We start from the raw sequence: 23,465 nt of genomic DNA, 5'->3' as shown, positions 1-23,465 counted from the left end.
CCCCACCCATGGAAGGGACACCATGGCAAAGCGCAGACTCCGTAACGTCACCATGGCCCTACTGGCTCCGGCGATGGCCCTCGGCGCCACCGTCGGACTCGCCTCCGCGCCCGCCTCGGCGGCCGTGTGGAACTCCTGCGACCAGTGGGCCTCCACCAGTCTGAACGGCTACACGCTCTACAACAACATCTGGGGCTCCGGCCACGGCAGCCAGTGCATCTGGGCCAACTCCGGTACCCAGTGGGGCGTCTGGGCCGACCACCCCAACACCGGCGGCATCAAGTCCTACCCCAACTCCACGAAGTGGATCAACAAGAGGATCGACTCGCTCGGCTCCCTCAACAGCAACTACAACGTCAACGTCCCGTCCGCCGGCGCGTACAACACGTCGTACGACATCTGGGACACCGACCACCAGTACGAGATCATGCTGTGGGTCAACTACAACGGAGCCGTCGGCCCGATCGGCAGCTACCAGGCCAACGTCACCGTCGGCGGCCACAACTGGAACGTCTACAAGGGCACCAACGGATCGAATCAGGTGTTCTCGTTCCTGCGGGCCTCCGACTCCAACTCCGGCACCGTGGACATCAAGCCGGTCCTGAACTGGCTCGCGTACACCAAGGGCTGGATGCCCAGCAACGAGACCATCGGGGACGTCCAGTTCGGCTACGAGATCACGTCCTCGTCCGGCGGCCTCAATTTCCAAACCAACAACCTGACCGTCAGCAGCAGTTGACCCAACGGGGTGCGATCGCCGGGTTATATGAACCCATGCGTATCACCACCCCCCTCATCACCACCTCTTTCGCCGCCGCCGCGCTGCTCGCCTCCCCGGGCGGCGCGACGGCGGCTCCGGCGTCCCCGGGCCTGCTGCCCGTCGCCTCCCTCGCGGCCGACCGCCTCGCCACCGCCGACCTCGTGGCCGCCGCCAAGTGGGGCACCGACAGCCCCATCGACGACCCCGCCCGCGAACAGCAGGTCCTCGACACCGTCGCCGCCCAGGCCCAGCAGATCGGTGCCGATCCGGACGAGATCCGGGCCGTCTTCCGCGACCAGATCGAGGCCAACAAGACCGTCCAGCGCGCCCTGTTCCGCCGCTGGACCGCCCACCCCGACGAGGCACCGACGACCAAGCCGGACCTGAGCGTCGTACGGCAGACCATCAACCGCATCAACACCGGCCTGGTCACCGCGCTGGCCGACACCACCCCGGAGCGGTCCTCGGCCGGCTGCCGCCCCGAACTCGCCCTCGCCGTCGTCGAGGTCCACCACGAGAAGCACCCGGACCTCCTGCACACGGGGGCGCTGGTCCGCTCCCTGATGTCCGTCTGCCGCTGACACGCGCGTGCGGCCGGTCCCTCCCCTATCGGGACCGGCCGCACGCCTGTCCGCGGCTACTCCGCTACGGGAAGCCGCGCCCCGTCCCGCAGGAACAGCGGGATGCGGTCCAACGGGGCGTCGACCGTCACGGTCGCGCCGCCCTCGTACGACTCACCGGTCCACGCGTCCGTCCAGGTCGCGCCCGCCGGGAGATAGGCCGTGCGGGCCGTCGCGCCCGCCGTCAGCACCGGCGCCACCAGCAGGTCCGCGCCGAAGAGATAGGCGTCGTCCACCGACCAGGCCGCCGGGTCGTCCGGGAACTCCAGGAACAGCGGCCGCATGGGCGGCAGGCCCTCCTCGTGGGCCTCGCGCATGACGTCCAGGACATAGGGCTTCAGACGCTCGCGCAGCCGCAGGTACTTCTCCAGCACCGCCCCCGCCCGCTCGCCGTACGACCACACCTCGTTGGGGCCGCCGGTCATCTCCGGGCCCAGCGGCATGCCCGGGTCGCGGAAGCCGTGCAGCCGCATCAGCGGGGACAGCGCGCCGAACTGGAACCAGCGGACCATGACCTCCTGGTACGCCGGGTCGCTCGGGTCGCCGCCGTGGAAGCCGCCGATGTCGGTGTTCCACCAGGGGATGCCGGACAGCGCGGTGTTGAGGCCGGCCGCGATCTGGCGGCGCAGGGTCGGGAAGTCGGTGCCGATGTCACCGGACCACAGGGCGGCGCCGTAGCGCTGACTGCCCGCCCACGCCGAGCGGTTGAGCGTGATGACCTCCTCGCCCGCGGCGCTCAGCCCCTCGTGGAAGGTGCGGGCGTTGTCCGCCGGGTAGAGGTTGCCGACCTCCAGGCCCGGGCCCGCCCAGTAGCGCAGGTTCTCCGGGAAGCCGGGCTTCAGCTCGGGCTCGCAGGCGTCCAGCCAGAACGCCGTGATGCCGTACGGGTCGAGGTAGTTCTCCTTGATCTTCGACCAGAGGAACTCCCGGGCTTCCGGGTTGGTGGCGTCGTAGAAGGCCACCTGGACCGTCGACGCCACTCCCTTGTCGGGCCAGTCCGCGTGGGCCATCGGCCCGTACTGCGTGCCGATGAAGTAGCCGCGCTGTTCCATCACCGGGTGGTTCTCGCTGAGCGGCGACACCGACGGCCAGACGGAGACGACGAGTTTGATGCCCAGGTCGGCCAACTCCCGCACCATGGCAGCCGGGTCGGGCCACTCCGCCGGGTCGAACCTCCACTCGCCGAGGTGGGTCCAGTGGAAGAAGTCGCACACGATCGCCGAGATGGGCAGCCCGCGGCGCCTGTACTCCCGTGCCACCTCGAGGAGTTCGTCCTGGGTGCGGTAGCGCAGCTTGCACTGCCAGAAGCCCGCCGCCCACTCCGGCATCATCGGGGTGCGGCCGGTGACGGCAGAGTAGCGGCGCTGCCCGTCGGCCGGGGTGCCGGCCGTGATCCAGTAGTCGATCTGCCGGGCCGAGTCGGCCACCCAGCGGGTGCCGTTGTGGGCCAGCTCCACCCGGCCGATCGCCGGGTTGTTCCACAGCAGGGTGTAGCCCCGGCTGGACGTCAGCACCGGGATGCCGACCTCGGCGTTGCGCTGGACCAGGTCCAGGACCAGGCCCTTCTGGTCGAGGCGGCCGTGCTGGTGCTGGCCGAGGCCGTACAGCCGCTCGTCGTCGTAGGCGGCGAACCGCTGCTCCAGACGGTGGTGGCCGTTGCCGACGGCGGTGTAGAGGCGTGGGCCCGGCCACCAGAAGTGGGCCCGCTCCTCGGCGAGGAGTTCGCCGCCGTCGTCGGTGCGCAGAAAGCGGACCAGGCCCTCTCCGTTGACCACGGCGGTGAGAGTGCCGACGGTCAACTGCCCCTGGCCGTCCTCGATCTTGACCGTGTACGACGTGACCGGCGCCTCTTCGAGCAGCGCACCCGGCAGCCCGTCGAGGATCGGTCCGCCGAGCCGGGCCCGTACCCGGACGGCGTCCGGGCCCCAGGGCTCGATCCTGAGGGTTTCCTGACGGCCGCTCCACTCCAGACCACCGTCCCGCTCACGGAACGTACCGACGGTCGGAGACGACTGCGCGAGGCTTACCCGGGTCTGGTTTTCGGCAGGCTGATTCACGTGTGTGCTCCTGGAGGAGTGCAGACATGGGGGTGCCCTGGAGAGGGCGGACGCGCCCGGTACGAGAGGCGGCCGGACTACTCCGGCACCGGGCCCGTGCTCGCCCGGACCGTCAACTCAGGGGTGATCAGGACGACTTCGTCGCTGCCGCGGCCGTCGAGCTTGGCCACCAGCCGCTCCACGGCGTTGCGGCCCATCTCCTGTGCGGGGATGGCGACCGAGGTCAGCCGCACCGAGGCCTGGGTGGCGACCTGGTCGGGGCAGATCGCGACGACCGACACGTCCTCGGGGACGGCGCGGCCCTGCTGGCGCAGCAGGGCGAGCAGCGGCTCGACGGCCGACTCGTTCTGCACGACGAACCCGGTGGTGCCGGGGCGCTCGTCGAGGATGCGGGCGAGCGTCACGGCCATCGCGTCGTACCCGCCCTCGCACGGCCGGTGCAGCAGTCGTACGCCCAGCTCCTGGGCCCGGGACCGCAGTCCGTCGAGGGTGCGCTCCGCGAAACCGGTGTGGCGTTCGTAGACCGCGGGGGCCTCGCCGATGACAGCGATGTCGCGGTGGCCGAGCATCGCGAGATGCTCGACGCAGAGCGCGCCGGTCGCCCGGAAGTCGAGGTCGACGCAGGTCAGCCCGGTGGTGTCGGCGGGCAGGCCGATGAGGACGGACGGCTGGTCCGTGCCGCGCAGCAGCGGCAGCCGCTCGTCGTCGAGTTCGACATCCATCAGGATCATCGCGTCGGCGAGCCCGCTGCCGGTGACGCGGCGCACCGCGTCCGGGCCCTCCTCGCCGGTCAGCAGCAGCACGTCGTACCCGTGTGTCCGGGCGGTGGTGGCGACGGCGATGGCGATCTCCATCATCACCGGCACGTACATGTCCGTCCGCAGCGGCACCATCAGCGCGATGATGTTGGACCTGCTGCTGGCCAGGGCGCGGGCGCCCGCGTTCGGGTGGTAGCCGAGCTCGCGGATGCTCTGCTCGACCCGCTGCCGGGTGGTCGTGGAGATGGACCGCTTGCCACTGAGGACATAGCTCACCGTGCTCGCCGACACTCCGGCGTGCTGGGCGACCTCGGCGAGGGTGACCATCCAGCTCTCCAAGCTTGTGAAGCGCTTCGACAGTGCGCGGTGTGAATATGGGCGGGTGGGGGTGGTTCGACAGTAGCCGCACCCGGGGTGGGTGTCCATAGGTTGTCGAAGCGCTTCGATACAGAGTGCGGGCCGACGCGCACCAAGGCTCTCACGTCTCCGGCGCGAACGCCTGCCACCGCGTCGGGCGCCTCGACACCGCGTCGTACTCCGTCAACATCGGCCGACGCCCCGAACGTCCGTTCACCCCGTGTCATCATGGCGTTCACTGACGCAGCACGGGGACACGAGGGGGGCTCGTGGGGACTCTGACGGCATTGCGAGGGGCGCAGAAATCGGCGAAGGGGGTGTCGCTCTACTCCCGGTACGTGAACCGGCCGGCCGGGCGCATCCTGGCGGCCGGTGCCCACCGGGCGGGGCTGACGCCCAATCAAGTCACGCTGATCAGTGCGGCGTTCACCTTCACCGGCATCGCCGCCGTGGCGCTCGTGCGGCCGTCCTGGCCCCTCGCGCTGGCGGTGTACGCAGCCCTGGTGGTCGGCTTCGCCTTCGACTCGGCGGACGGCCAGCTCGCCCGGCTCACCGGCAAGGGCGGGCCCGCGGGGGAGTGGCTGGACCATGTCGTGGACTGCGCGAAGATGGTCGCGCTGCACACCGCGGTACTGATCGCCTTCCACCGGTTCTTCGACCTTCCCGGTGACGGCTGGCTGCTGATCCCGCTCGGCTTCCAGTTCGCCGCCGTGGTCACCTTCTGCGGCGGCCTGCTGACCGAGCAGCTGAAGCGGGGCCGTCCCGCCGAAGGAGCCGGCGGCACCCCGGCGGCTCCGCCCTCCCGGCTGCGGGCCATCGCCCTGCTCCCGGTGGACTACGGGGTGTTCTGCCTGGTCTTCCTCACACTCGGCGCGCCCGAGGTGTTCCGGGCGGCCTACGCGGCCCTTGCCGTCGTGCACGCACTGTTCCTTGTGGCGTTCCTCGGTAAATGGTTCAGGGAGCTGTCCGCGCTTCCCCGGACCCCGGCGTGACGAGGGCGTCCAGCGCCCTGCCCAGCAGGGTGCTGGACGTGTGCACGGTGTACGGGAAGTACACGACCTCCACGCCCACGGTCGCGAAGTCCCGCTCCAGGCGCTCGCCCTTCTCGGTGCCCCGCCAGTCGTCACCCTTGAAGATCACGTCGAACCTGACCTGCTTCCAGGTCTCCAGCTTGTCCGGCACGGTCTCCACGAACGCGGCATCCACATGCCGCACGCTGCGCACGATCTCCAGCCGCTCCGGCAGCGGTATCACCGGTTTGCGGCCCTTGGCGAACTCGGCCATCTCGTCCGAGACGACCCCCGCGACCAGGTAGTCGCACTGGCTGCGGGCATGGCGAAGGATGTTCAAGTGGCCGATGTGGAACAGGTCGTAGACGCCAGGTGCGTATCCGACACGATGGACCATGCGTTCTCCCCCCACGGACGAACGTCAACCCCAGTCGGGGTCAATGGTCCAACGACCTTACTGTGAACGCCTCCTGTAGATCTGGTGAACGGTTAAGCTGGCTCAGGATCACTTCCGGGGGGAAGGGGACCGGCGTTGACCGGATCCGCATCGCATCTGCATCCACTCACCGGCCGCACTCTGCTGCTGGTCTCCACCAACTACGCGCCCGAGCACACCGGCATCGGCCCCTACGCCACCCAGCTCGCCGAGCACTGGGCCGCGCGCGGCGCCGACACGCACGTCCTCGCGGGCATGCCGCACTACCCGTCCTGGCGGCTCGACCCGGCCTACGCCGGGCGCTGGCGGGCGACGGAGTCCCGCGCGGGGGTCACCGTCCATCGGCGCAGGCACACCGTGCCCCCGCGCCAGACCGCTCTGCGCCGGGCCCTGTTCGAGGCCTCGCTGCTCGCCCATCAGCTGCTCGCCCCGCCCCGGATGCCCCGCCCGCACGCGGTGGTCGCCCAGATGCCCAGCCTCGCCGGAGCGGTGGTCGCCGCGCGGATCGCCGCCCGGTACCGGGTGCCGTTCGTGCCGGTCGTGCAGGACCTGATGGGGGCGGCGGCCGCGCAGAGCGGGATCAGCGGCGGTGACCGGGCGGCGGCGGTGGCGGCGCGGGCCGAGCGGTACGCGCTGAGCCGGGCCGCGCTCGTCGGGATCATCCACGACAGCTTCCGGCCCCGTGTCCAGGCCCTGGGCGTCGCCCCCGGCCGGATTCGCCTCGTCCCCAACTGGTCGCACGTGTCCCGTCCTTCGGCCTCGCGGACGAAGACCCGGGCCCGGCTCGGCTGGGCCCCCGACCGTCAAGTCGTCCTGCACTGCGGGAACATGGGGCTCAAGCAGGGCCTGGAGGTCCTCGTCGACGCGGCCCGGCTCGCCCCCGGGGTCGACTTCGTGCTCATGGGCGACGGCAACCAGCGCACCGCCCTCCAGGAGCGCGCCCGCTCCCTGCCCAACCTGCGCTTCCTGCCGCCTGCCGAGTCCGCCGACTTCCCGGACGTCCTGGCCGCCGCCGACGTCCTCGCGGTCACCCAGCGGGCGTCCGTGCTCGACATGAGCGTGCCGTCCAAGCTGACCTCCTACTTCGCCGCCGGACGGCCCGTCATCGCCTCCGTCGCCGCGGAGGGCGGCACCGCCGACGAGGTGCGCCGCTCCGGCGCCGGCGTCCTGGTGCCCCCGGAGGACCCGGCCGCGCTCCTCGCCGCGCTCAAGGAACTCGCCGCCGACCCCGCCGAAGCGGACCGGCTCGGGGCCCGCGGGCCCGCCTACGTGGACGAACACCTCAGCGCCGCGGCCGGGCTCGGCCGCCTGGACGACCTCCTCGCCGAGGCACTCGGCACGGACGGCAGCACCGCGCACGAAGGAGCGGTACGGGAATGAACGACGACATACGCGGGCAGCAGGACGAGCCCGAGCTCCTGCGCGACCAGGTCCAGCAGGTTCTGCGGCACCGTGTACTGGTCGCCGGGGGACTGCTGGCCGGGCTGCTCGCCGGGGGCTGGTTCGCCTACGGGTCGACGGCGACGTACGAGTCCTCCAGCGAGGTGCTCGTGCGGGCGGCGACCATCAACCCGTACGCCACCAACGGCGTCTCGGTCGACAAGCAGATCAACATCGGCAGCGAACGGCAGACCGCCGCGGGCAACGCGGTCGCCGAGCGCGCCGCCGACAAGCTCGGCCTGGACCCCGACGAGGCCGGGGATCTGCAGAAGCGGTTGCAGGTCACCAACCCGCCGGACACCCTGGTCCTGAAGTTCTCCTATGCCGGCGCCACGCCCGAGAAGGCCGCCGCGGGCGCCGCGGCCTTCGCGCAGGCCTACCTCGACTACCGCGAGACCCAGACCACCGGCACCGTCACCAACATGATCGCCGGATACAAGAAGCAGCTCGACCCGCTGGCCAAGCAGCGCGAGGACCTCCTCGACCAGATCGACCGGCTCCAGGGCGACACCGAGAAGAGCACCGCGCTGGCCGCACAGGCCAACCTGCTCAGCCAGATCACCGAACTCACCAACGACATATCCGAGTTGAAGGCCCTCGACACCACCCCGGGCTACATCACAGTCAAGGCCGAGGAGCCCACCGCCGCCGAGGGCCTCGGCACGCCCATGCTCATCGCCCTCGGCGGAGTCGTCGGCCTCGCGCTCGGACTGCTCGGCGCCTGGCTGCGGATGGTCTTCGACCCGGCGGCCCGCTCCGCCGACCAGGTCTCCCGCGCCCTGCGCGCCCCCGTCCTCGGCAGCCTGCCCAGGGTCCCGGAGGAGCCGCTCCTCGCCGCCGACGGGGCACTGGCCGAGCAGTACCGCTCGGTCGCCTTCCGGCTCGCCTACGACCGGCACTTCGCCGACCGCCGCCGCCTCCTGGTCGTCGAGCCGGGCGGCGAGGGCACCACCGCCTCCGTCGTCGCCGTCAACCTCACCGCCTGCTTCGCCGAGACCGGCATGTCCGCCCTGCTCGTCGAGGCCGACCTGCGCCACCCCGATCTCGCCCGCCGGCTGCCCGAGGTGCCCGGCGCCCGACCCGAGTGGGCCGACCGCGAACCCCTCGACGGCACGCCGTGGCCGGGCGGCCGCCACATCACCGTCGACGCGGGCGAGTCCGGCACCTTCGACCTCGTCCCCGGCGTCCGCGTCCCGCACGTGGCCCGCACCCTCACCTCCGCTGCCACGACCCGCCTCATCGACCAGGCCGACGCCCCCAACACCACCGTCGTCGTCCTCGCCCCGCCCGTCCTCTCCTACGCCGACGCGCTCGCCCTCGTCGACCGGGTCGACGGCGTGGTCGTCGTCTGCGACCCGCGCACGGCGGCCCGTACGGCACTGGAGCGCATCCGCGAGCTCATCGACGGCGCCGGCGGCCAGGTACTCGGCGCGGTCCTGCACCAGGCGGGCCGCCGACGCCGGGTCCGCCGCCGGGACGCCCAGGACACCGCCGCCATCCCGAACCCGAACCCGACCCCGAGCCCGGAGTCCGTCAGCCGGGACAGCCTCTCCTCGGGCACTCGGTGAGGGCCCGCACGGCCCTCGTCAGCTCCGTCCTCGACCAGGCGGTGAGCGCGCTCACCAACATCGCCGTCCTGGTCCTGGTCGCCCGCCACAGCGAGGCCGACACCTTCGCCCTCTTCGCCACCGCCTACGTCGTCTTCAGCGTGTTCCTCGGCGGGTTCGGAGCGTACGTCGGCCAGGAACTGGTCCTCCACAAGGAGCAGCCGCCGTGCCGGGGCGCCGTCGCCTTCACCGCGTCCGCCTCGGCCGTGCTCGGCGCGCTGCTGGCGGGCGGCGCCTTCCTCACCACCGAGGACGCCGCCGTCTTCGCGGCCCTCGGCCTGGTCCTGCCGATCACCCTCACCCAGGACACCCTGCGCTACTGCTTCTCGGTCCTCCGCAAGCCCCAACTGGCCCTGGCGACCGACGCGTTGAGACTTGCGGCGGTCCTCCCCGCCCTCCTCCTCCAGCCGGACAACACCTCGGCGGCCCGTACGACCCTGGTGTGGGGCCTGTCCGCACTCCCCGCCCTCCTGCTGGCCCTGCTCCTGCTCAGGACCCGCACGAAGGGTGAACGGACCGACCTCGGGCGCTATCTCGTACGAGGTCATCTCGGCCGGCGCTTCCTCGTCGAGTTCGGCGTCGGCAACGCCACCAGCCAGCTCGCCGTCCTCGCCCTGGGCCTCTTCGCGACCCCGCTCGCGGTCGGCGCCCTGCGCGGCGCGACCACCCTCTTCGGCCCCCTCAACGTGGCCTTCAACGCGGCCACCGGCTTCGGCCCACCGCTCCTCAACCGCCACCCCGCCCCGCGCAGGGCGGCCCTGCTGGCGGGCGGCGCCCTGGCCGCGGTGGCGGCGGCCTGGGGAGCCGTGCTGTACGCGCTGCCGAGCGGCTGGGGCCGCCAACTCCTCGGCGACACCTGGGAGTCGGCGGCGAAGGTCCTCCCGGCGACCGGCGCCCAGTACGCCGCGATGGCCTTCGGCGTCTGCGGCCTCCTGGCCCTCCGCGTGCTCTCCCCCCGCGCCACCATGCCCGTACAGCTGCTCTTCTCCCCGGTGTCGGCCGGCCTCCTGCTCGCCGGTTACGCATGGACGGGCGTCGAGGGCGCCGCCTGGGGCCTGTGCCTGGGCTCGGTGCTGAAGGGCGCGGCGGCCTGGATCCGAACCACCAGGACCGCGGCGCCGCAACAGGCCAGCACAACTGCCACCACCGCTCCGGACGCAGCGCACTGAACCCCCACGGGGGCCTTGCCGACGGCTCGAAGGCGGCCCGGCGGCACGCCTTCCGGCGTCGGTGGCCGCGTGGCGGGACCGTCAGCGCAACTGCCGCCAGCGCTCCGGGCGCAGTGTCGTGATCAGTGCCAGGCACATGATTCCGATCGCCACCCGGCCCGAGGCCTGCAGCAGCGGGCCCCGTAGCAGGATGAAGGAGTAGCCCGCGACCAGGGGCACGGCGAGGGTCAGGATGCTCGCCGGGCCGGGGCGGGCCACCACGCGGGCGTAGCGCCGGTCGACCCGGGCCGACGCCCAGCCGATCAGGCCGAACCCGGCGACCATCCCGAACGGGCCGAAGTCCAGCCACAGTTCGGCCCACAGAGGTGAGGAGCGGTTGGTGTTGGCGGCCGCCATCCACTCGCTCACCATCACCCCGGTGTCCTTGGGCTTGTCGGTCCACACCGAGCGGGGCACGAAGAACAGGGCGGAGCCGGCCAGCTGGCGGCCGTAGGTGTGGCCGTTGCCGGCGTCGGCGTACGTGATGGTGTTGGCGAACATCGCCATCTGGTCGTAGTCCTTGAGCACCAGCGGATCCAGCACCGAACTGGTCTCGGTGGCCCTCGTGTTGGCCTCGTCGTAGCGGAACCTGTCCGCGAACGGGAAGATCAGCACCGCCGCCGCGACACCGAGGGACAGGGCCGCCCGGTACATCGCCGGGCTCTGCGGGAACACCGTGAAGAGCAGGGCCAGCAGTACGGTCAGGAACCAGTAACGCGGGTTCGAGATCGGGTTGTTGACGATCCCGTTCAACCCGACGAGCGCCACCAGCGCCATCCACGGCAGCGGCCTGCCGCGGGCGCGCGGGGAGGTGATCAGCCAGCGGGTCACCACCATCAGGGCGAGCAGCGCCGGGACCGTCCCGAACCCGCGCAGGATCGCCGTACTGGCCTGGGAGCCGGGCGTGGACAGACCGCTCGTCGCGATCGACTCGTTGATCTCCATCCGGCTCGCGAAGAACACCGAGAGGCCGCCGAGCTTCATCACGAACAGCCCGCTCCCGGCGAACGCCACCGCGATGAGCAGCGCCAGGCGCCGCCGGGAGACCATCGCCGGCCGGAAGACGGTCCGTGCCGTCGACCGCGCCCCCGGCCGGACCAGCACCGCCCCCGCGTCGAAGGCCACGCACGCCACCAGGACGAGCGCGACCGCCTCCGCGAGGTCGGACCGCGAACCCGCGACCGGCACGGGCGTCTTGCCCACGACGTCCTGGGCGAGCGCGGCGATGCCCATCGCCATGTAGACGAACAGCCAGAAGGTGCCCTGGAGCAGCTTGCGGTGCCGGCCCAGGATCATCGCGGAGAGCCGGGCGCCCGCGTAGACGGTGAGCACCAGCTGGAGCCAGAACACCTGGTCGCGCAGACCGGTACCGGGCTGGAGCGCGACGAAGGCCGGCATGAGGACGGTGAGGCTGAGCACGAGGGGCAGTGCCAGGACACGGCGGAGCGCGCCGCGCGGTGAGCCGCCGGTGGCCTCGGCGGGCCGTCGCGCAGTCAGAGTTACCGCCGACATAAGCCCCCCTCTACGTTTAGTTCACAGAGTCTACGGATTTATGTGCGAGTGGCGGGCGGAATCCCTAGGGTGAGGGGACAGGGGGGTACAGGGGGTATCGAGGGGGGTAACTCTTGCGCGATCTGCGGACGTTCACGCTGACCGGGTACGACAAGGGGCGCGGGATCGCCGTCCAGGCTCTGTGGTTCTGCGTGCTGAACACGCTGTTCATGGCCTGGTTCTGCCCGGCGCGAGTACGGGTCGCGCTGCTGCGGGCCTTCGGCGCCGAGATCGGCGAGGGCGTGCTCATAAGACACCGCGTCCGGGTCCTGTGGCCCTGGAAACTGACCGTCGGCGACCACACCTGGATCGGCGAAGGCGCCTGGCTGCTCAACCTCGAACCGGTGACCCTCGGCTCCCATGTCTGCGTCTCCCAGGAGGCGCTGCTGTGCACGGGCAGCCATGACCACCGCAGCACCGACTTCCGGTACCGCAACGCGCCCATCCGCGTGGAGGACGGCGCCTGGATCGCCACCCGCGCGACCGTGCTGGCCGGAGTCACCGTCGGACGGCATGCCGTGGTCGCCGCCGGGACCGTCCTGGCGCGCGACCTGCCGGAACTCACCCTGCACACGGCCGAGGGCCCCCGCGCCTTGAAGGAGCCCACCCCGCACCCGGCCGAGGGCCCCCGCGCCCTGAAGGAGCCCACCCCGTGAGAGCCCTGCACGCCGTCACCCTGCACACCCCCACGCAGGCCTTCGGCGGCCCGGTCCGCGTCGCCGTGAACCTCACCGGAGGCCTCGCCGCCCGCGGTGTCGACACCCGGATCGTCGCCCTCGCGGACGGCTTCGACGGCCCGCTCCCCACCGACGTCGACGGCCGCCCCGCCCGCCTCTACCCGGCCCGCCGGGTGGTGCCCGGCGCCGGCTTCAGCGGCCTCACCTCGCCCGCCCTCCTCGCCGGCGCCCGCCGCCTGGTCAAGGCCGCCGACGTGGTCCATGTCCACCTCGCCCGCGACCTGGTCACCCTGCCGATCGCGCTGGCCGCCCTGAGCGCCCGCCGCCCGCTGGTGGTCCAGACGCACGGCATGGTCGACCCCAGCGACAAGGCACTGGCGAAGGTGCTGGACGCGGTGGCGGTCCGCCGGGTGCTGCGGCGCGCCGACGCGGTCCTGCACCTCACGTCGTACGAACGCAAGGGCCTGGACGCGGTGCTCGGCGGCCGGGACCCCGGCAACGGCATGCGGCTGGTCAACGGGGTGCCCGCGCAGGAGCGGCGGCCGCGCCCCGACGGGCCGCCCCGGGTGCTCTATCTGGCCCGGATGCAGGCCCGCAAACGCCCGTCGGACTTCGTCGCCGCCGCCCCCGAGGTGCTGCGGCGGCACCCGGACGCCCGCTTCGTGATGGCCGGCGCCGACGAGGGGGAGCTGGGGGCCGCCCTGAAGCTCGCCGACGCGCTCGGGGTGTCGGGTTCGGTCGACTATCTGGGCAGCCTCGCGCCCGGTGCCGTAGTGGACGAGCTGCGCCGCACCCATGTGCATGTCCTGCCCTCCGTGGACGAGCCGTTCCCGATGTCCGTCCTGGAGGCCCTGTCGGTGGGCGTCCCGTCGGTGGTGACCCCCACCAACGGTCTCGCCGACGACCTGGCGCGCTCCGGCGCGGGACGCGTGGCGAGGACCCCGGAGGCGCTGGCCGCCGAGATCCTCGCCCTGCTGGAACCCGCCGCCGCGGACACCGCCTCCGCGGCGGCCTGGCAGCTGTCCCGTACGTCGTTCTCGCTGGAGGCGGTCACCGACCGCCTCCACTCCCTCTACGAGTCCTTCGCCCAGGCGTAACACCCGCCGGAGGTGAAGGATCTGGTCCCCTTCTTGATGGTGATCCGGTGCTTGCCGCCGGTCGCCGAGTCGAGGGACCAGGAGCAGTCCTTCGCCGTGGTCAGTGCCCGGTAGGTGCCCGGCGCCGGGTCCTCGTGGGTGCCGTCGGCGTATCCGCCCTCGGCGTCCTCGATGAGCGGCTTCAGCTCGGGGCACAGGCCCTTCACCGCGCCCTCGGCGTCCTTGATGTCCCCGGCGATGATCGCCCCGAGCGTGGCGTCGCGGTCGATCTTCGCGGTGGCGGCGAGCCGGTCGCAGGTCTCCTGACCGGCCTGCAGGATGGCCGCGGGATCGGTGCCCTCGGGCACCCGCCCCGACAGGTACTTCTTCTCCTTCTTGGTGAACGACCCGGTGACCGGGGTGAGTTCGGCGTCGGGGACGGTGTTCTTCGGCCCCTGGGACGTCGCGGGCGCCTTGCCGGGAGCGGTACTGGACGGCGTACCGGCCGCGGGGGCGGGGGTGGACGGGGTCGCCGGGACGCCGGCCCCGTTTCCCGCCGCCCGCGTGGGCTGCTCACCGCTCCCGCCCCCGCCGCCGCACGCGGCGAGCAGGGGCAGGAGCAGCAGTGCCGCGAGGACGGGCCGCCTCATGGAGTCGTTCCGGTCGAGTAGTGCGAGGCCACCTGACTGGACGTCAGAACGCTGCCGTAGACGGCGACTTCGTCGATCTGCCCGGTGAAGAACCGGCTCGACGGACGGTTCGGCCAGCTGTCCAGGTTGTCACCGCCGACCCGCCAGAAGCCACTGCTCTGCTCGTTGCCGGTGACGAACGCGTTGGAGGCGCGCTGGGTGCCGTCGACGTACAGCCTCATGCCGTCGCCGCCCTGGGTGGCGACGACGTGGTGCCAGTTGCCGTCGTTGAAGGACTGCAGCGTGGTGATGGTGCGGACCGAGCCCGTGTAGACACCGAAGACCAGCCGCCCGTTGTTGGTCATGTAGATGTGCTTGTCGTACGACGTGGACGTCAGCTGCACCTTGTTGGCGAAGCCGATGAGCTTGCCGCCGCTGGTCGTGGTCGTCTTGAACCACAGTTCCAGGGAATAGGCCGACGGTGCCGGGTGGCGCCTGTCGCTGTACGTCCACTCGCTCTGCGAGCCCGTGTAGCCCACCGAGGAGCCGGAACCGGCGGCCCCGTCCGGGACGGCCTGGGTCGGGGCGTTCCAGTGGACGCCGCTGTCGTCGCCGCTGGAGCTGTCGGCGGCGTAGGCGTTCGCGGTCTCGTTGAACCGCCAGTACAGAGTGGCCCCGTCACCGCGCACCTTGGCGGCGTACGCGTCGGCCGTGCCCGCCACCGTCACCGACTGGGCGGTGGTCCTGGAGGTGGTGTTCGTGCCGTCCGAGGCGCTGATCCGGTAGGAGTGCGTCTCGCCCGCCGCGACCGCCGTGTCGGTCCAGGTGAGCTGGGGGCGCGACCAGGGCAGCGAGTCGCCCTGGACCTCGTACACCGGGGTGCTCGAGCCGTCCTTGTAGACGCGGTACGTCAGCCGGCTGTCGTCGGTGTCGTAGCTGGAGCGCCAGTGCACGGCGACCTTGCCGGCCTCGATGCTCTCCACCCGCACCTGCGGCAGGGTCGGCGCGCCGGTGTCCGGGCCCGACGAGACCCGGGTCAGACCCTGCTGGGCCGTGCCGCCGACGGTGGTGAACTCGCCGCCGATCCACAGGTAGTCGGTGCCGTTCTTGGGCGCCAGGGCGAACACGCGCGGGCCGATGCCTTCGCCGATGCCGTCGTTGGTGTCCGGGGCCCAGCCGAGCTTCGCCGGGTCGGCCGTGGTCTGGGCGAGCAGATGGCGGCGCTGCCCGTCCGGGTACTCGCCCATGGAGGAGCAGTCGTGGGCGTGCGAGGCGCTGTAGATCACGCCTTGGTAGAGCTGGAGGGCCTGGGTGGCGCCCAGGCAGGTGTCGCGCCAGCGCTGGGCGAAGGTGTCCGGTTCGAAGGCGGTGCGGCCGTCGAAGACGCCGCCGCCGGTGCCTTCGTTGGCGGTGTAGACGCCGGAGGAGTCGGCGGTGATGTCCTTGACGACGGAGGTGTTGGGGAAGAACCCGCTCGGATACGCCCGCGTCACCGCTCCGGTGGTGGCGTCGGTGATGGCCAGGGCGTGCGAGTCGGTGCCGTTGACGGTGAAGAAGTCCCCGCCGACCGCGACGTGCTGCCCGTCCGCGGTGACCTCGACGGCCCGCCCCGGTTCGTCGGCGTTCACCGTCCAGGCGGTCAGCGCCCCGGAGGTGTCCACGGCGGCGAACCGTTCCCGGGTCGCACCGTTGACCGTGCCGAAGTCCCCGCCCAGGTAGACGGTCGAGTCGGTCACGTCCAGCGCCCGCACGGTCGCCGTGACCGCCGGATGGAAGTCGGGACTGGGGGTGCAGGTGTCGATGTCGATCGCGGCGAGGCTGTTCACGCCGACGCCGTTCACGGCACCGAAGTACCCGCCCGCGTACAGGGTCTGCCCGTCCGGGGACACGGCGAGCGCGCGGACGGTCGCGGTGCCCGAGCCGACCGTGAACGACAGGGTGCAGCCGGTCGGCGCACCGGTCGCGGCGTCGAACGCGGCGAAGTTGACCGCCGGCTGCTCGGCGGGGTCCCCGGCGGCCGCGCCGGCCGGGCGGATCGCCGAGAAGGTGCCGCCGGCGAACACCACCCCGTCGGCCTGGGCGAGGGCGTACACGATGCCGTTGGTCTGCCAGGTGTCCAGATCGTCGGCGGTCAGGGCCACCGGGCTGGTGAGCGCGGCGGCGGGGGTGGCGGTCAGGGGAACGGTGAGAAGGGGCGCGGTGAGGGCGAGTGCCAGCGCCGCGACGCCTCTTCGTGAAACGGGTCTTCCGGTTCTGCGACTCTGTGATCTGCCGAGCATGTCTTTCTCCTTGTGCTGCGAGCGGTGCTCCGTGCGATCGGATGCGGGGGGTGGTGGTGAAGGGAGGGCCGGGCGGCCCGGGGAGGGATGACCGGGCCGCCCGGCTGTCTGAGGGGGCTCAGGACGGACCGAAGGTGAGCACCAGCTCCGGCCGGTAGTCCGCGGTCCCGGCCTCGCTGGACCACAGCCACAGGGCATCGGTGCCGCCACCGGTCAGCGCCAGCGACGAAGTCGTCCCGAGCAGTCCCCTCAACCCGTCGGTGTTCAGGGCGACTTCGTAGTCCGTCGACACCGCGCCGGGCGCGGCCAGCGTGCCCAGTACCGCCGCGGACAGCCCGGGACGGTTCGCGTACGTCACCCCCGCCTCGGTCCAGTCCCCGGTCACCGGTACGACGGTGAAGGAGTCCGCCGACCCGGCCGTGCTCAGCGAGGTCGTCCGCAGCCGCAGCACCGCGCCCGTCAGCTCGGTACCGCTGGGCGCGGCCGGCAGGGCGAAGCGCAGGTAGCTCTCGTACGCCGCGCTGCCGCGCACCGCCAGCGAGGTCGACGTCCCGTAGTTCGTCGTGGTCGCCGACCCGTTGACGTACGCGTCCTCGGTCGCGGCCAGCGTGACCGTGGTCTCCTCGCCCCCGCCGCCGGAACCGGTGCCGATCGTGTGGTGCTCGGCGATCTGCCCGGCGCTCAGCGCGCTCGGGTACACGGCCGTCTCGTCCACCGTGCCCGCGAAGAACATGCTCGTCGGGTTGGACGGCCACCCGGTGAGCGTGTCCGCGCCCACCCGCCAGAAACCGGTGGTGTTCAGCGCGGTCGTCACCGTGTTGGAGCCGACCAGCGCCCCGTCCACGTACAGCGCCATCCCGCCCGGCCCCTGGGTGGCGGCCACATGGTGCCAGGCACCGTCGTTGTACGCGGCGCTCGACAGGATCGTCGCCCGGTTCGCGAACCTGCCCGTGCCGAAGCCGAGCTGTCCCGCGTCCGTCATGTAGACGAGCCGGTCGGAGTTCCGGCTGAAGTACCCGTCCCCGGAACCGAAGTTGTCCCCGAACCCGATGATCCGCCCGCCGCTGGTGGTGGTCGTCCGGATCCAGGTCTCCGCGGTGAAGGCACCCGGCCGCGCATGCCGCTTCTCGCTGTACACGTACTCCGACGTGCCGTTGAGCCCGAGCGCCGTGCCGGCCCCCGGCACCGCGGCCGGAGTCTGCCGGTACGACGGGCTGCTCACATACGCCCCGCCGTCATCCCCGCCACTGCTGTCGGAGGCGAAGGTCCCGCCGGGTTCGTCGTACCGCCAGTACAGCGAGGCACCGTCCCTGCGCACGGCGGAGGCGTACGCGTCCGGCACCCGCGCCGCCGTGGCACTGCGGGCCGTCGACAGCGCGCTGGTGTTGGTGCCGTCGCTCGCCGTGATCCGGTACGAGTACGTCGTCCCGGCGGTCACCGAGGTGTCCGTCCACGACACCTGCGGCCGCTCCCACGGCAGCGAGTACACGGTCGTGGTGTGGACCGGCGTCGCCGAGCCGTTCCGGTAGACGTTGTACGTCAGGTCGCCGTCGTCGAGGTCCTGGCTCGCCTGCCAGCGGACGTTCACACTGCCCGGAGTGTCACTGGAGACCCACGCGGCCGGGGTGCTGGGCGCCCCCGTGTCGGGACCGGTGCCGAAACGGCTCAGGCTCTGCTGGGCCGACCCGTTGACGGTGGTGAACTCGCCGGCCAGCCAGAGGAATTCAGATCCGCCGCTGTTCGCGAGCGTCAGCGCCCGCGGGCCGAGCTGCTCGCCGGTGCCCTCGTTGGTGTCCGGCGCCCAGGCCAGCAGCGCCGGGTCGGTCACGCGCTGCGCCAGCAGATGCTTGCGCTCGACGTTGGGGTACTCGCCCATGGAGGAGCAGTCGTGGGCGTGCGAGCCGCTGTAGATCACGCCCTGGTAGAGCTGGAGGGCCTGGGTGGCGCCCAGGCAGGTGTCCCGCCAGCGCTGGGCGAAGGTGTCCGGCTCGAAGGCGGTCCGGCCGTCGAAGACCCCGCCGCCGGTGCCCTCGTTGGCGGTGTAGACCCCCGAGCCGTCGGAGGTGATGTCCTTGACGACGGAGGTGTTGGGGAAGAACCCGCTCGGGTAGGCCCGCGTGACCGCTCCGGTGGTGGCGTCGGTGATGGCCAGGGCGTGCGAGTCGGTGCCGTTGACGGTGAAGAAGTCCCCGCCGACCGCGACGTGCTGCCCGTCCGCGGTGACCTCGATGGCCCGCCCGGACACATCGGCGTCCGCCCTCCACGGGGTCAGCGCCCCGGCCGGCGTCAGCGCGGCGAACCGGGCCCGCGCGATGCCCCGTACGGTCGTGAAGTCGCCGCCCGCGTAGACCGTCCCGTCGGGCGCCACGTCCAGGGCCCGAACGGTCGCGTTGAAGGCCGGGTTGAACGCGGCCCGCGCGGTGCAGCTGCCGATGTCGATCGCGGCGAGCCCGTTGACGGCGACACCACTCACCGCGGTGAAGTAACCACCCGCGTACAGGGTCTGCCCGTCCGGGGACACGGCGAGCGCCCGCACGGTCGCCGTACCACTGCTCCGCGTGAACGACAGCGAACAGCTGGTCGGCGCGCCCGTCGCCGCGTTGAACACGGCGAAGTTCACCGCCGACCGCGTCCCGGCACCCCCGGAGGGGACCCCGGGCGGCCGGATGGTGGAGAAGGTACCGCCCGCGAACACCGTCCCGTTGCGCTCCGCGAGCGCCCACACGATCCCGTTGGTCTGCCAGGTGCTGAGACTGTCGGCGGTGAAGGCGACGGGGGCGGTGACGGCGGAGGCGGAGGGAGCGGCGGTGACGACCCCGCCCAACAGCCCGGCGACGAGGGCAAGCACGCATATGAGCGCCCGCCTGACCGGACCTCGCCTATTGACCGGCGGTTCAGTGACGTCCCTAAGGGGCGCGGGGAACTGCGCGACAAGCCACGACGCAGCCGCAGCCGCAAGACGGCATATCGCGGCACCCCCTATCGCGGCTCTTCCCACGGCATGCCGTCTCATCTGTCGACCCGAACTGCCGTACCCGCCAACTCCTGCTCCAGCCGGGCCACATCCGCGTCCACCATGATCCGCGCCAGCTCCTGCACCTTCACAGAGGGCTTCCAGCCCAGCAGCTCCTCCGCCTTGGAGGCGTCCCCGATGAGCGCGTCGACCTCGCTGGGCCGCTCGTACTTGGGGTCGTAGCGCACGAACTCCCGCCACTCCAGGCCCACATGGGAGAACGCGACCTCCAGGAACTGCCGCACACTCGCCGCCTCACCGGTGGCGACGACGTAGTCGTCCGGCACGTCCCGCTGCAGCATCCGCCACATCGCCTCGACGTACTCCGGTGCGTATCCCCAGTCCCGCACGGCGTCGAGGTTGCCCATGTACAGCCGGTCCTGCAGTCCGGCCTGGATCCGGGCGACGGCCCGGGTGATCTTCCGGGTCACGAAGGTCTCACCGCGGCGCGGGGACTCGTGGTTGAAGAGGATCCCGTTGACCGCGAACATGTCGTACGCCTCGCGGTAGTTGACGGTCGTCCAGTAGCCGAAGACCTTGGCGCACCCGTAGGGACTGCGCGGATGGAACGGCGTGTTCTCGTTCTGCGGCGGGGGAGTGGACCCGTACATCTCCGAGGACGAGGCCTGGTACAGCCGCGTCTCGATCCCGCTCGCCCGCACCGCCTCAAGGAGCCGGACAGCGCTCAGCCCGGTGACGTCACCCGTGTACAGCGGCGCGTCGAAGGAGACCCGGACATGGGACTGCGCGCCCAGGTTGTACACCTCGTCGGGCCTGAGATCCCGCAGCAGATTCACCAGCGCCACGCCGTCCGACAGATCGGCGTGATGGAGCACGAAGGACCGTTCCGGCCGGTCCGGACCCTGATAGATGTGGTCGATCCGCTCGGTGTTGAAACTCGACGACCTGCGGATCAGGCCGTGCACGGTGTACCCCTTGCTCAGGAGCAGCTCCGCGAGATACGAGCCGTCCTGACCGGTGACTCCCGTGATGAGTGCCGACTTGCCCATCAGTACCCCCCTCTGCACGGCCGAAATGACCGCGTTTTTTTGTTAATTGACCGGAATTAATGCGGAACGTCCCCCGAACGGGTCCGTCGCTGACACAATCCGCGCATGACAGCTGACGCTTCGCCCAAGCTCACGCCCGTGTCCGAGCCCGAGCGCACGCCGGGGCCCTCGCTGCTTCCCAGTCCGGCCCGGATCTTCGTCGCGGGCCACCGGGGCCTGGTCGGCTCCGCGGTGGCCCGGCGGCTCGAGGCCGACGGACACGAGGTGCTCACCCGCGGCAGGGACCAGCTCGATCTGCGCGACGCCGCGCGGACCGAGGCCTTCTTGCGCGACGTCCGCCCGGACGCCGTCGTGCTGGCCGCCGCCAAGGTGGGCGGGATCATGGCCAACAGCACCTATCCGGTGCAGTTCCTGGAGGACAACCTTCGTATACAGCTGAGCGTGGTGGCCGGCGCCCACTCCGCCGACGTCCCCCGCCTGCTCTTCCTCGGCTCGTCCTGCATCTACCCCAAGCTCGCCGACCAGCCGATCCGGGAGGACTCGCTGCTCACCGGCGCTCTCGAACCCACCAACGAGGCCTACGCCATCGCCAAGATCGCCGGCATCACCCAGGTCAACGCCTACCGCAGCCAGTACGGCCGCTCCTACATCAGCGCGATGCCGACCAACCTCTACGGGCCCGGCGACAACTTCGACCTGGCCACCTCGCACGTCCTCCCGGCCCTGATCCGCCGCTTCCACGAGGCGAGAGAGTCCAACGCCCCCCAGGTCACCCTGTGGGGCACGGGAACCCCGCGCCGCGAGTTCCTCCACGTCGACGACGTGGCGGCGGCGTGTGCCCTCCTGCTGAACCGCTACGACGAAGCGGGCCCGGTGAACATCGGCTGCGGCGAGGACCTGCCGATCAGCGAACTGGCATCGCTGGTCCGCGAGGTGACGGGCTATCAGGGCCAGATCACCTGGGACACGACGAAGCCGGACGGCACCCCGCGCAAGCTCCTGGACGTGACCCGCCTCACCGAACTGGGCTTCAAGCCGGCGGTCGAACTCAGGGACGGCATTGCGGCGACGTACGAGTGGTGGCTCAACCAGCACTGAACAAAGGCCGGTTCGACCGCGCCCCAAAGGGGCGCGGGGCCGTATTGAATCTGCGGCTACCGCCGCGCGGGCGCGACCAGCCCCCACCGGCCCGGAGCCGCCCGACGACCGGGCCCGGCACATCCCCCGGCGCACTCAGTACGCCCCGCGCCCGTCGACCACGGCCCGCAGCGTCCGAGTCATGATCTCCATGTCCGCGGACACCGACCAGTTGTCCACGTACCAGAGGTCCAGCGCCACCGTCTCGTCCCACGACAGATCCGACCGCCCGCTGACCTGCCACAACCCCGTCATCCCCGGCTTGACCGCGAGCCGCCGGTGCTCGACCTGGCTGTAGCGCGCCACCTCCTCGGGCAGCGGAGGCCGCGGCCCGATCAGGGACATGTCCCCACGAAGTACGTTGAACAGCTGGGGCAACTCGTCAAGGGACAGCCGGCGCATCACCGACCCCAGCCGCGTCACCCGCGGGTCGCGCCGCATCTTGAACATGTGCCCGTCGTTCTGGTTGCGCCCCGCCAGCGAGGCCCGCCGGGTCTCCGCGTCGACGACCATCGTCCGGAACTTCCACATGGTGAACGGCCGCCCACCGAGCCCGCAGCGCCTCTGCCGATAGAACACGGGGCCCGGCGAGGAGAACCGCACGGCCAGCGCGAGCGCCCCGAACACCGGCGCCAGCGCCACCACTCCGCACAGCGCGCCCGCCCGGTCCAGCAGTGACTTCAGCCAGGGCTGTCCGAACTCCTGCGCGGGCGGCGACACTTGAAGCACCGTCAGCCCCGCCGCCGACGTGGGCCGCACCCGAGCCTGCGCCACCTCCGCGAGGCCCGGCACCACCGCCAGCTGCAGCCCCGCCCCGTGCAGCGCCCAGGACACCTGCCGCAGCCGGTCCCCGGTCATCCGTAACCCCGGCACCACCAGGGCGACATCCGCCCCGGCCGCCTCCACGGCCCGCAACACGGCCGCGGCGTCCCGCTGATGGTCCGTGTCGAGCGACGCCAGCCGCTCCGACACCGGCATCCCGCACCCGAGCACCTGATGCCCGACGGGCACGACGCCCACCACGACGTACGCGTGATCCGTGCGTGAGGACAGCCGCTCGACGACCTGATCCACGGCGGCCGGCTCCCCGACCACGAGCGCCCTGCGCACCGCCCGCGCCTCACGCCGCTGACGATTGAGATGCAGCCGGGTGAGCGGAGTGACCGTGGCCGTCAACAGCAGCCCGGGCGTCAACGCGGCCAGCGCCAGGGTCGGTTCGGGCCCGTTCTCCACGTCCGACAGCACGAGCGCCAGCGCCAGGATGCCGGCCAGCAGCACCCAGTCCCGTACGGCGGCCAGGACGCCCCACGCCTCACCGAGCCGCTGGGCCGCGTACCGCTGCCGCAGCGCCCGGATCGTCGCCCACGTACCCGCGCCGACGAGTCCGCCGACGACCGGCAGGTCCTGCCCGTCAGCCGCCAGCACCGCGGCCAGAGGCACCCCGATCCCGAAGGTGTCGGTCAGCACCGCCAGTGGCCGGTACCACCGCGCCTTTCCGTCCCCTGCCCGCCCCTTCGGCCTGATGCGCTCCGGTCGGGGTTTCGCCGGGCCGTCCTCCGCGACGACCGCCCGGCCCCCCGGTTCCCCGGCCGATTCCGACACACCGACATCCCGCATGCGCTGCCCCCCAGCCATACGACGCCGTCAGCACGCCCGTTCGCGATGTCGAACTGTTCCCCACCGAACGGGTGTGCCCAAGTGATCGAAAAACGTAGGGCACGACCGTGACCGTTCGGCCGGAGTTTTCGTGGAATTCACACGAATCCGGTGAAGGTGACAGTGCGGGGCCTTCACGTAACCATCACGTGATGTGACGGAAAATACCGGGACAATCACGGAT

At 71.6% G+C, this 23,465-nt stretch carries 18 protein-coding genes; 9 read left to right on the top strand and 9 right to left on the bottom strand.

Annotation, left to right across the window (positions count from 1 at the left end; genetic code table 11):
* Positions 1-22 precede the first annotated feature (22 nt).
* Together ACFUO4_RS34950 and ACFUO4_RS34945 are read left to right on the top strand one after the other, a co-directional pair.
* Positions 23-739 (top strand): hypothetical protein, encoded by a 717-nt coding sequence (locus tag ACFUO4_RS34950; protein ID WP_383492403.1) that lies wholly within the window; start codon positions 23-25, stop codon positions 737-739.
* 35 nt (positions 740-774) lie between these two features.
* The gene (locus ACFUO4_RS34945; RefSeq protein WP_383492400.1) at positions 775-1,341 is read left to right on the top strand and encodes a chorismate mutase; all 567 of its coding nucleotides are present in this window, start codon (positions 775-777) and stop codon (positions 1,339-1,341) included.
* A gap of 56 nt (positions 1,342-1,397) precedes the next feature.
* Here the strand turns inward: ACFUO4_RS34945 and ACFUO4_RS34940 are convergent, their stop codons facing one another.
* Positions 1,398-3,437 carry a TIM-barrel domain-containing protein gene (locus ACFUO4_RS34940; RefSeq protein WP_383492398.1) on the bottom strand — a complete coding sequence of 680 codons (2,040 nt, stop codon included), beginning with the start codon at positions 3,435-3,437 and terminating at the stop codon, positions 1,398-1,400.
* 77 nt (positions 3,438-3,514) lie between these two features.
* A complete protein-coding gene (locus ACFUO4_RS34935; protein WP_383492395.1) occupies positions 3,515-4,522 on the bottom strand; it encodes a LacI family DNA-binding transcriptional regulator in 1,008 nt (335 codons plus the stop codon).
* 299 nt (positions 4,523-4,821) lie between these two features.
* On the opposite strand from ACFUO4_RS34935, the gene ACFUO4_RS34930 reads away from it, so the two are divergent.
* Positions 4,822-5,544, top strand: coding sequence for a CDP-alcohol phosphatidyltransferase family protein (locus ACFUO4_RS34930; RefSeq protein ID WP_079310265.1), 723 nt, complete (start codon positions 4,822-4,824; stop codon positions 5,542-5,544).
* Here ACFUO4_RS34930 and ACFUO4_RS34925 read toward each other — a convergent pair.
* Positions 5,507-5,959 carry an adenylyltransferase/cytidyltransferase family protein gene (locus ACFUO4_RS34925; RefSeq protein WP_079310266.1) on the bottom strand — a complete coding sequence of 151 codons (453 nt, stop codon included), beginning with the start codon at positions 5,957-5,959 and terminating at the stop codon, positions 5,507-5,509. The two genes, ACFUO4_RS34930 and ACFUO4_RS34925, sit on opposite strands and share 38 nt — an antisense overlap.
* Before the next feature lie 135 nt (positions 5,960-6,094).
* Here ACFUO4_RS34925 and ACFUO4_RS34920 point away from each other — a divergent pair, with 135 nt between their 5' ends.
* Genes ACFUO4_RS34920 through ACFUO4_RS34910 form a run of 3 tightly spaced genes read left to right on the top strand, consistent with a single transcriptional unit; the run spans position 6,095 to position 10,214 of the window.
* Positions 6,095-7,378, top strand: a complete 1,284-nt coding sequence (locus ACFUO4_RS34920) for a glycosyltransferase (protein ID WP_383492392.1) — start codon at positions 6,095-6,097, stop codon at positions 7,376-7,378.
* Positions 7,375-9,006: a lipopolysaccharide biosynthesis protein gene (locus ACFUO4_RS34915; RefSeq protein WP_383492389.1), complete on the top strand. Its 1,632-nt coding sequence runs from the start codon at positions 7,375-7,377 to the stop codon at positions 9,004-9,006. Before ACFUO4_RS34920 ends, ACFUO4_RS34915 begins: the two co-directional genes overlap by 4 nt.
* Positions 9,003-10,214: a hypothetical protein gene (locus ACFUO4_RS34910; protein ID WP_383492386.1), complete on the top strand. Its 1,212-nt coding sequence runs from the start codon at positions 9,003-9,005 to the stop codon at positions 10,212-10,214. Before ACFUO4_RS34915 ends, ACFUO4_RS34910 begins: the two co-directional genes overlap by 4 nt.
* Positions 10,215-10,295: 81 nt before the next feature.
* Here the strand turns inward: ACFUO4_RS34910 and ACFUO4_RS34905 are convergent, their stop codons facing one another.
* Positions 10,296-11,765 carry a hypothetical protein gene (locus ACFUO4_RS34905; protein ID WP_383492383.1) on the bottom strand — a complete coding sequence of 490 codons (1,470 nt, stop codon included), beginning with the start codon at positions 11,763-11,765 and terminating at the stop codon, positions 10,296-10,298.
* A gap of 113 nt (positions 11,766-11,878) precedes the next feature.
* Here ACFUO4_RS34905 and ACFUO4_RS34900 point away from each other — a divergent pair, with 113 nt between their 5' ends.
* Positions 11,879-12,460 (top strand): WcaF family extracellular polysaccharide biosynthesis acetyltransferase, encoded by a 582-nt coding sequence (locus tag ACFUO4_RS34900; protein WP_383492380.1) that lies wholly within the window; start codon positions 11,879-11,881, stop codon positions 12,458-12,460.
* Positions 12,457-13,578, top strand: a complete 1,122-nt coding sequence (locus ACFUO4_RS34895) for a glycosyltransferase (protein ID WP_383492377.1) — start codon at positions 12,457-12,459, stop codon at positions 13,576-13,578. The genes ACFUO4_RS34900 and ACFUO4_RS34895 overlap by 4 nt, the downstream gene beginning before the upstream one ends.
* Here ACFUO4_RS34895 and ACFUO4_RS34890 read toward each other — a convergent pair.
* From ACFUO4_RS34890 to gmd, 4 genes are all read right to left on the bottom strand, one after another.
* The gene (locus tag ACFUO4_RS34890; protein ID WP_383492374.1) at positions 13,554-14,207 is read right to left on the bottom strand and encodes a hypothetical protein; all 654 of its coding nucleotides are present in this window, start codon (positions 14,205-14,207) and stop codon (positions 13,554-13,556) included. The two genes, ACFUO4_RS34895 and ACFUO4_RS34890, sit on opposite strands and share 25 nt — an antisense overlap.
* Positions 14,204-16,465, bottom strand: a complete 2,262-nt coding sequence (locus tag ACFUO4_RS34885) for a LamG-like jellyroll fold domain-containing protein (RefSeq protein ID WP_383492371.1) — start codon at positions 16,463-16,465, stop codon at positions 14,204-14,206. Before ACFUO4_RS34885 ends, ACFUO4_RS34890 begins: the two co-directional genes overlap by 4 nt.
* Before the next feature lie 118 nt (positions 16,466-16,583).
* The gene (locus tag ACFUO4_RS34880) at positions 16,584-19,313 is read right to left on the bottom strand and encodes a LamG-like jellyroll fold domain-containing protein (protein ID WP_383492368.1); all 2,730 of its coding nucleotides are present in this window, start codon (positions 19,311-19,313) and stop codon (positions 16,584-16,586) included.
* Positions 19,314-19,474: 161 nt separating this feature from the next.
* Positions 19,475-20,488, bottom strand: coding sequence for a GDP-mannose 4,6-dehydratase (gene gmd, locus ACFUO4_RS34875; RefSeq protein ID WP_383492365.1), 1,014 nt, complete (start codon positions 20,486-20,488; stop codon positions 19,475-19,477).
* A 105-nt stretch (positions 20,489-20,593) separates the two neighbouring features.
* Between gmd and ACFUO4_RS34870 the strand changes: the two genes are divergently transcribed.
* Entirely contained in the window at positions 20,594-21,586 is a 993-nt protein-coding gene (locus tag ACFUO4_RS34870) for a GDP-L-fucose synthase family protein (RefSeq protein ID WP_383492362.1), read from the top strand.
* 135 nt (positions 21,587-21,721) lie between these two features.
* On the opposite strand, the gene ACFUO4_RS34865 is transcribed toward ACFUO4_RS34870, so the two are convergent.
* On the bottom strand, positions 21,722-23,242 hold the full coding sequence (locus ACFUO4_RS34865; RefSeq protein WP_079310272.1) for a sugar transferase: 1,521 nt from the start codon (positions 23,240-23,242) through the stop codon (positions 21,722-21,724).
* Positions 23,243-23,465: the final 223 nt, after the last annotated feature.

Origin of the sequence: Streptomyces sp. NPDC057280 (assembly GCF_042668605.1) — a bacterium.
Lineage (GTDB): Bacteria > Actinomycetota > Actinomycetes > Streptomycetales > Streptomycetaceae > Streptomyces.
The sequence above is the reverse complement of the archived record's forward strand: the minus strand, read 5'-3'. Positions and strand labels throughout refer to the sequence as shown.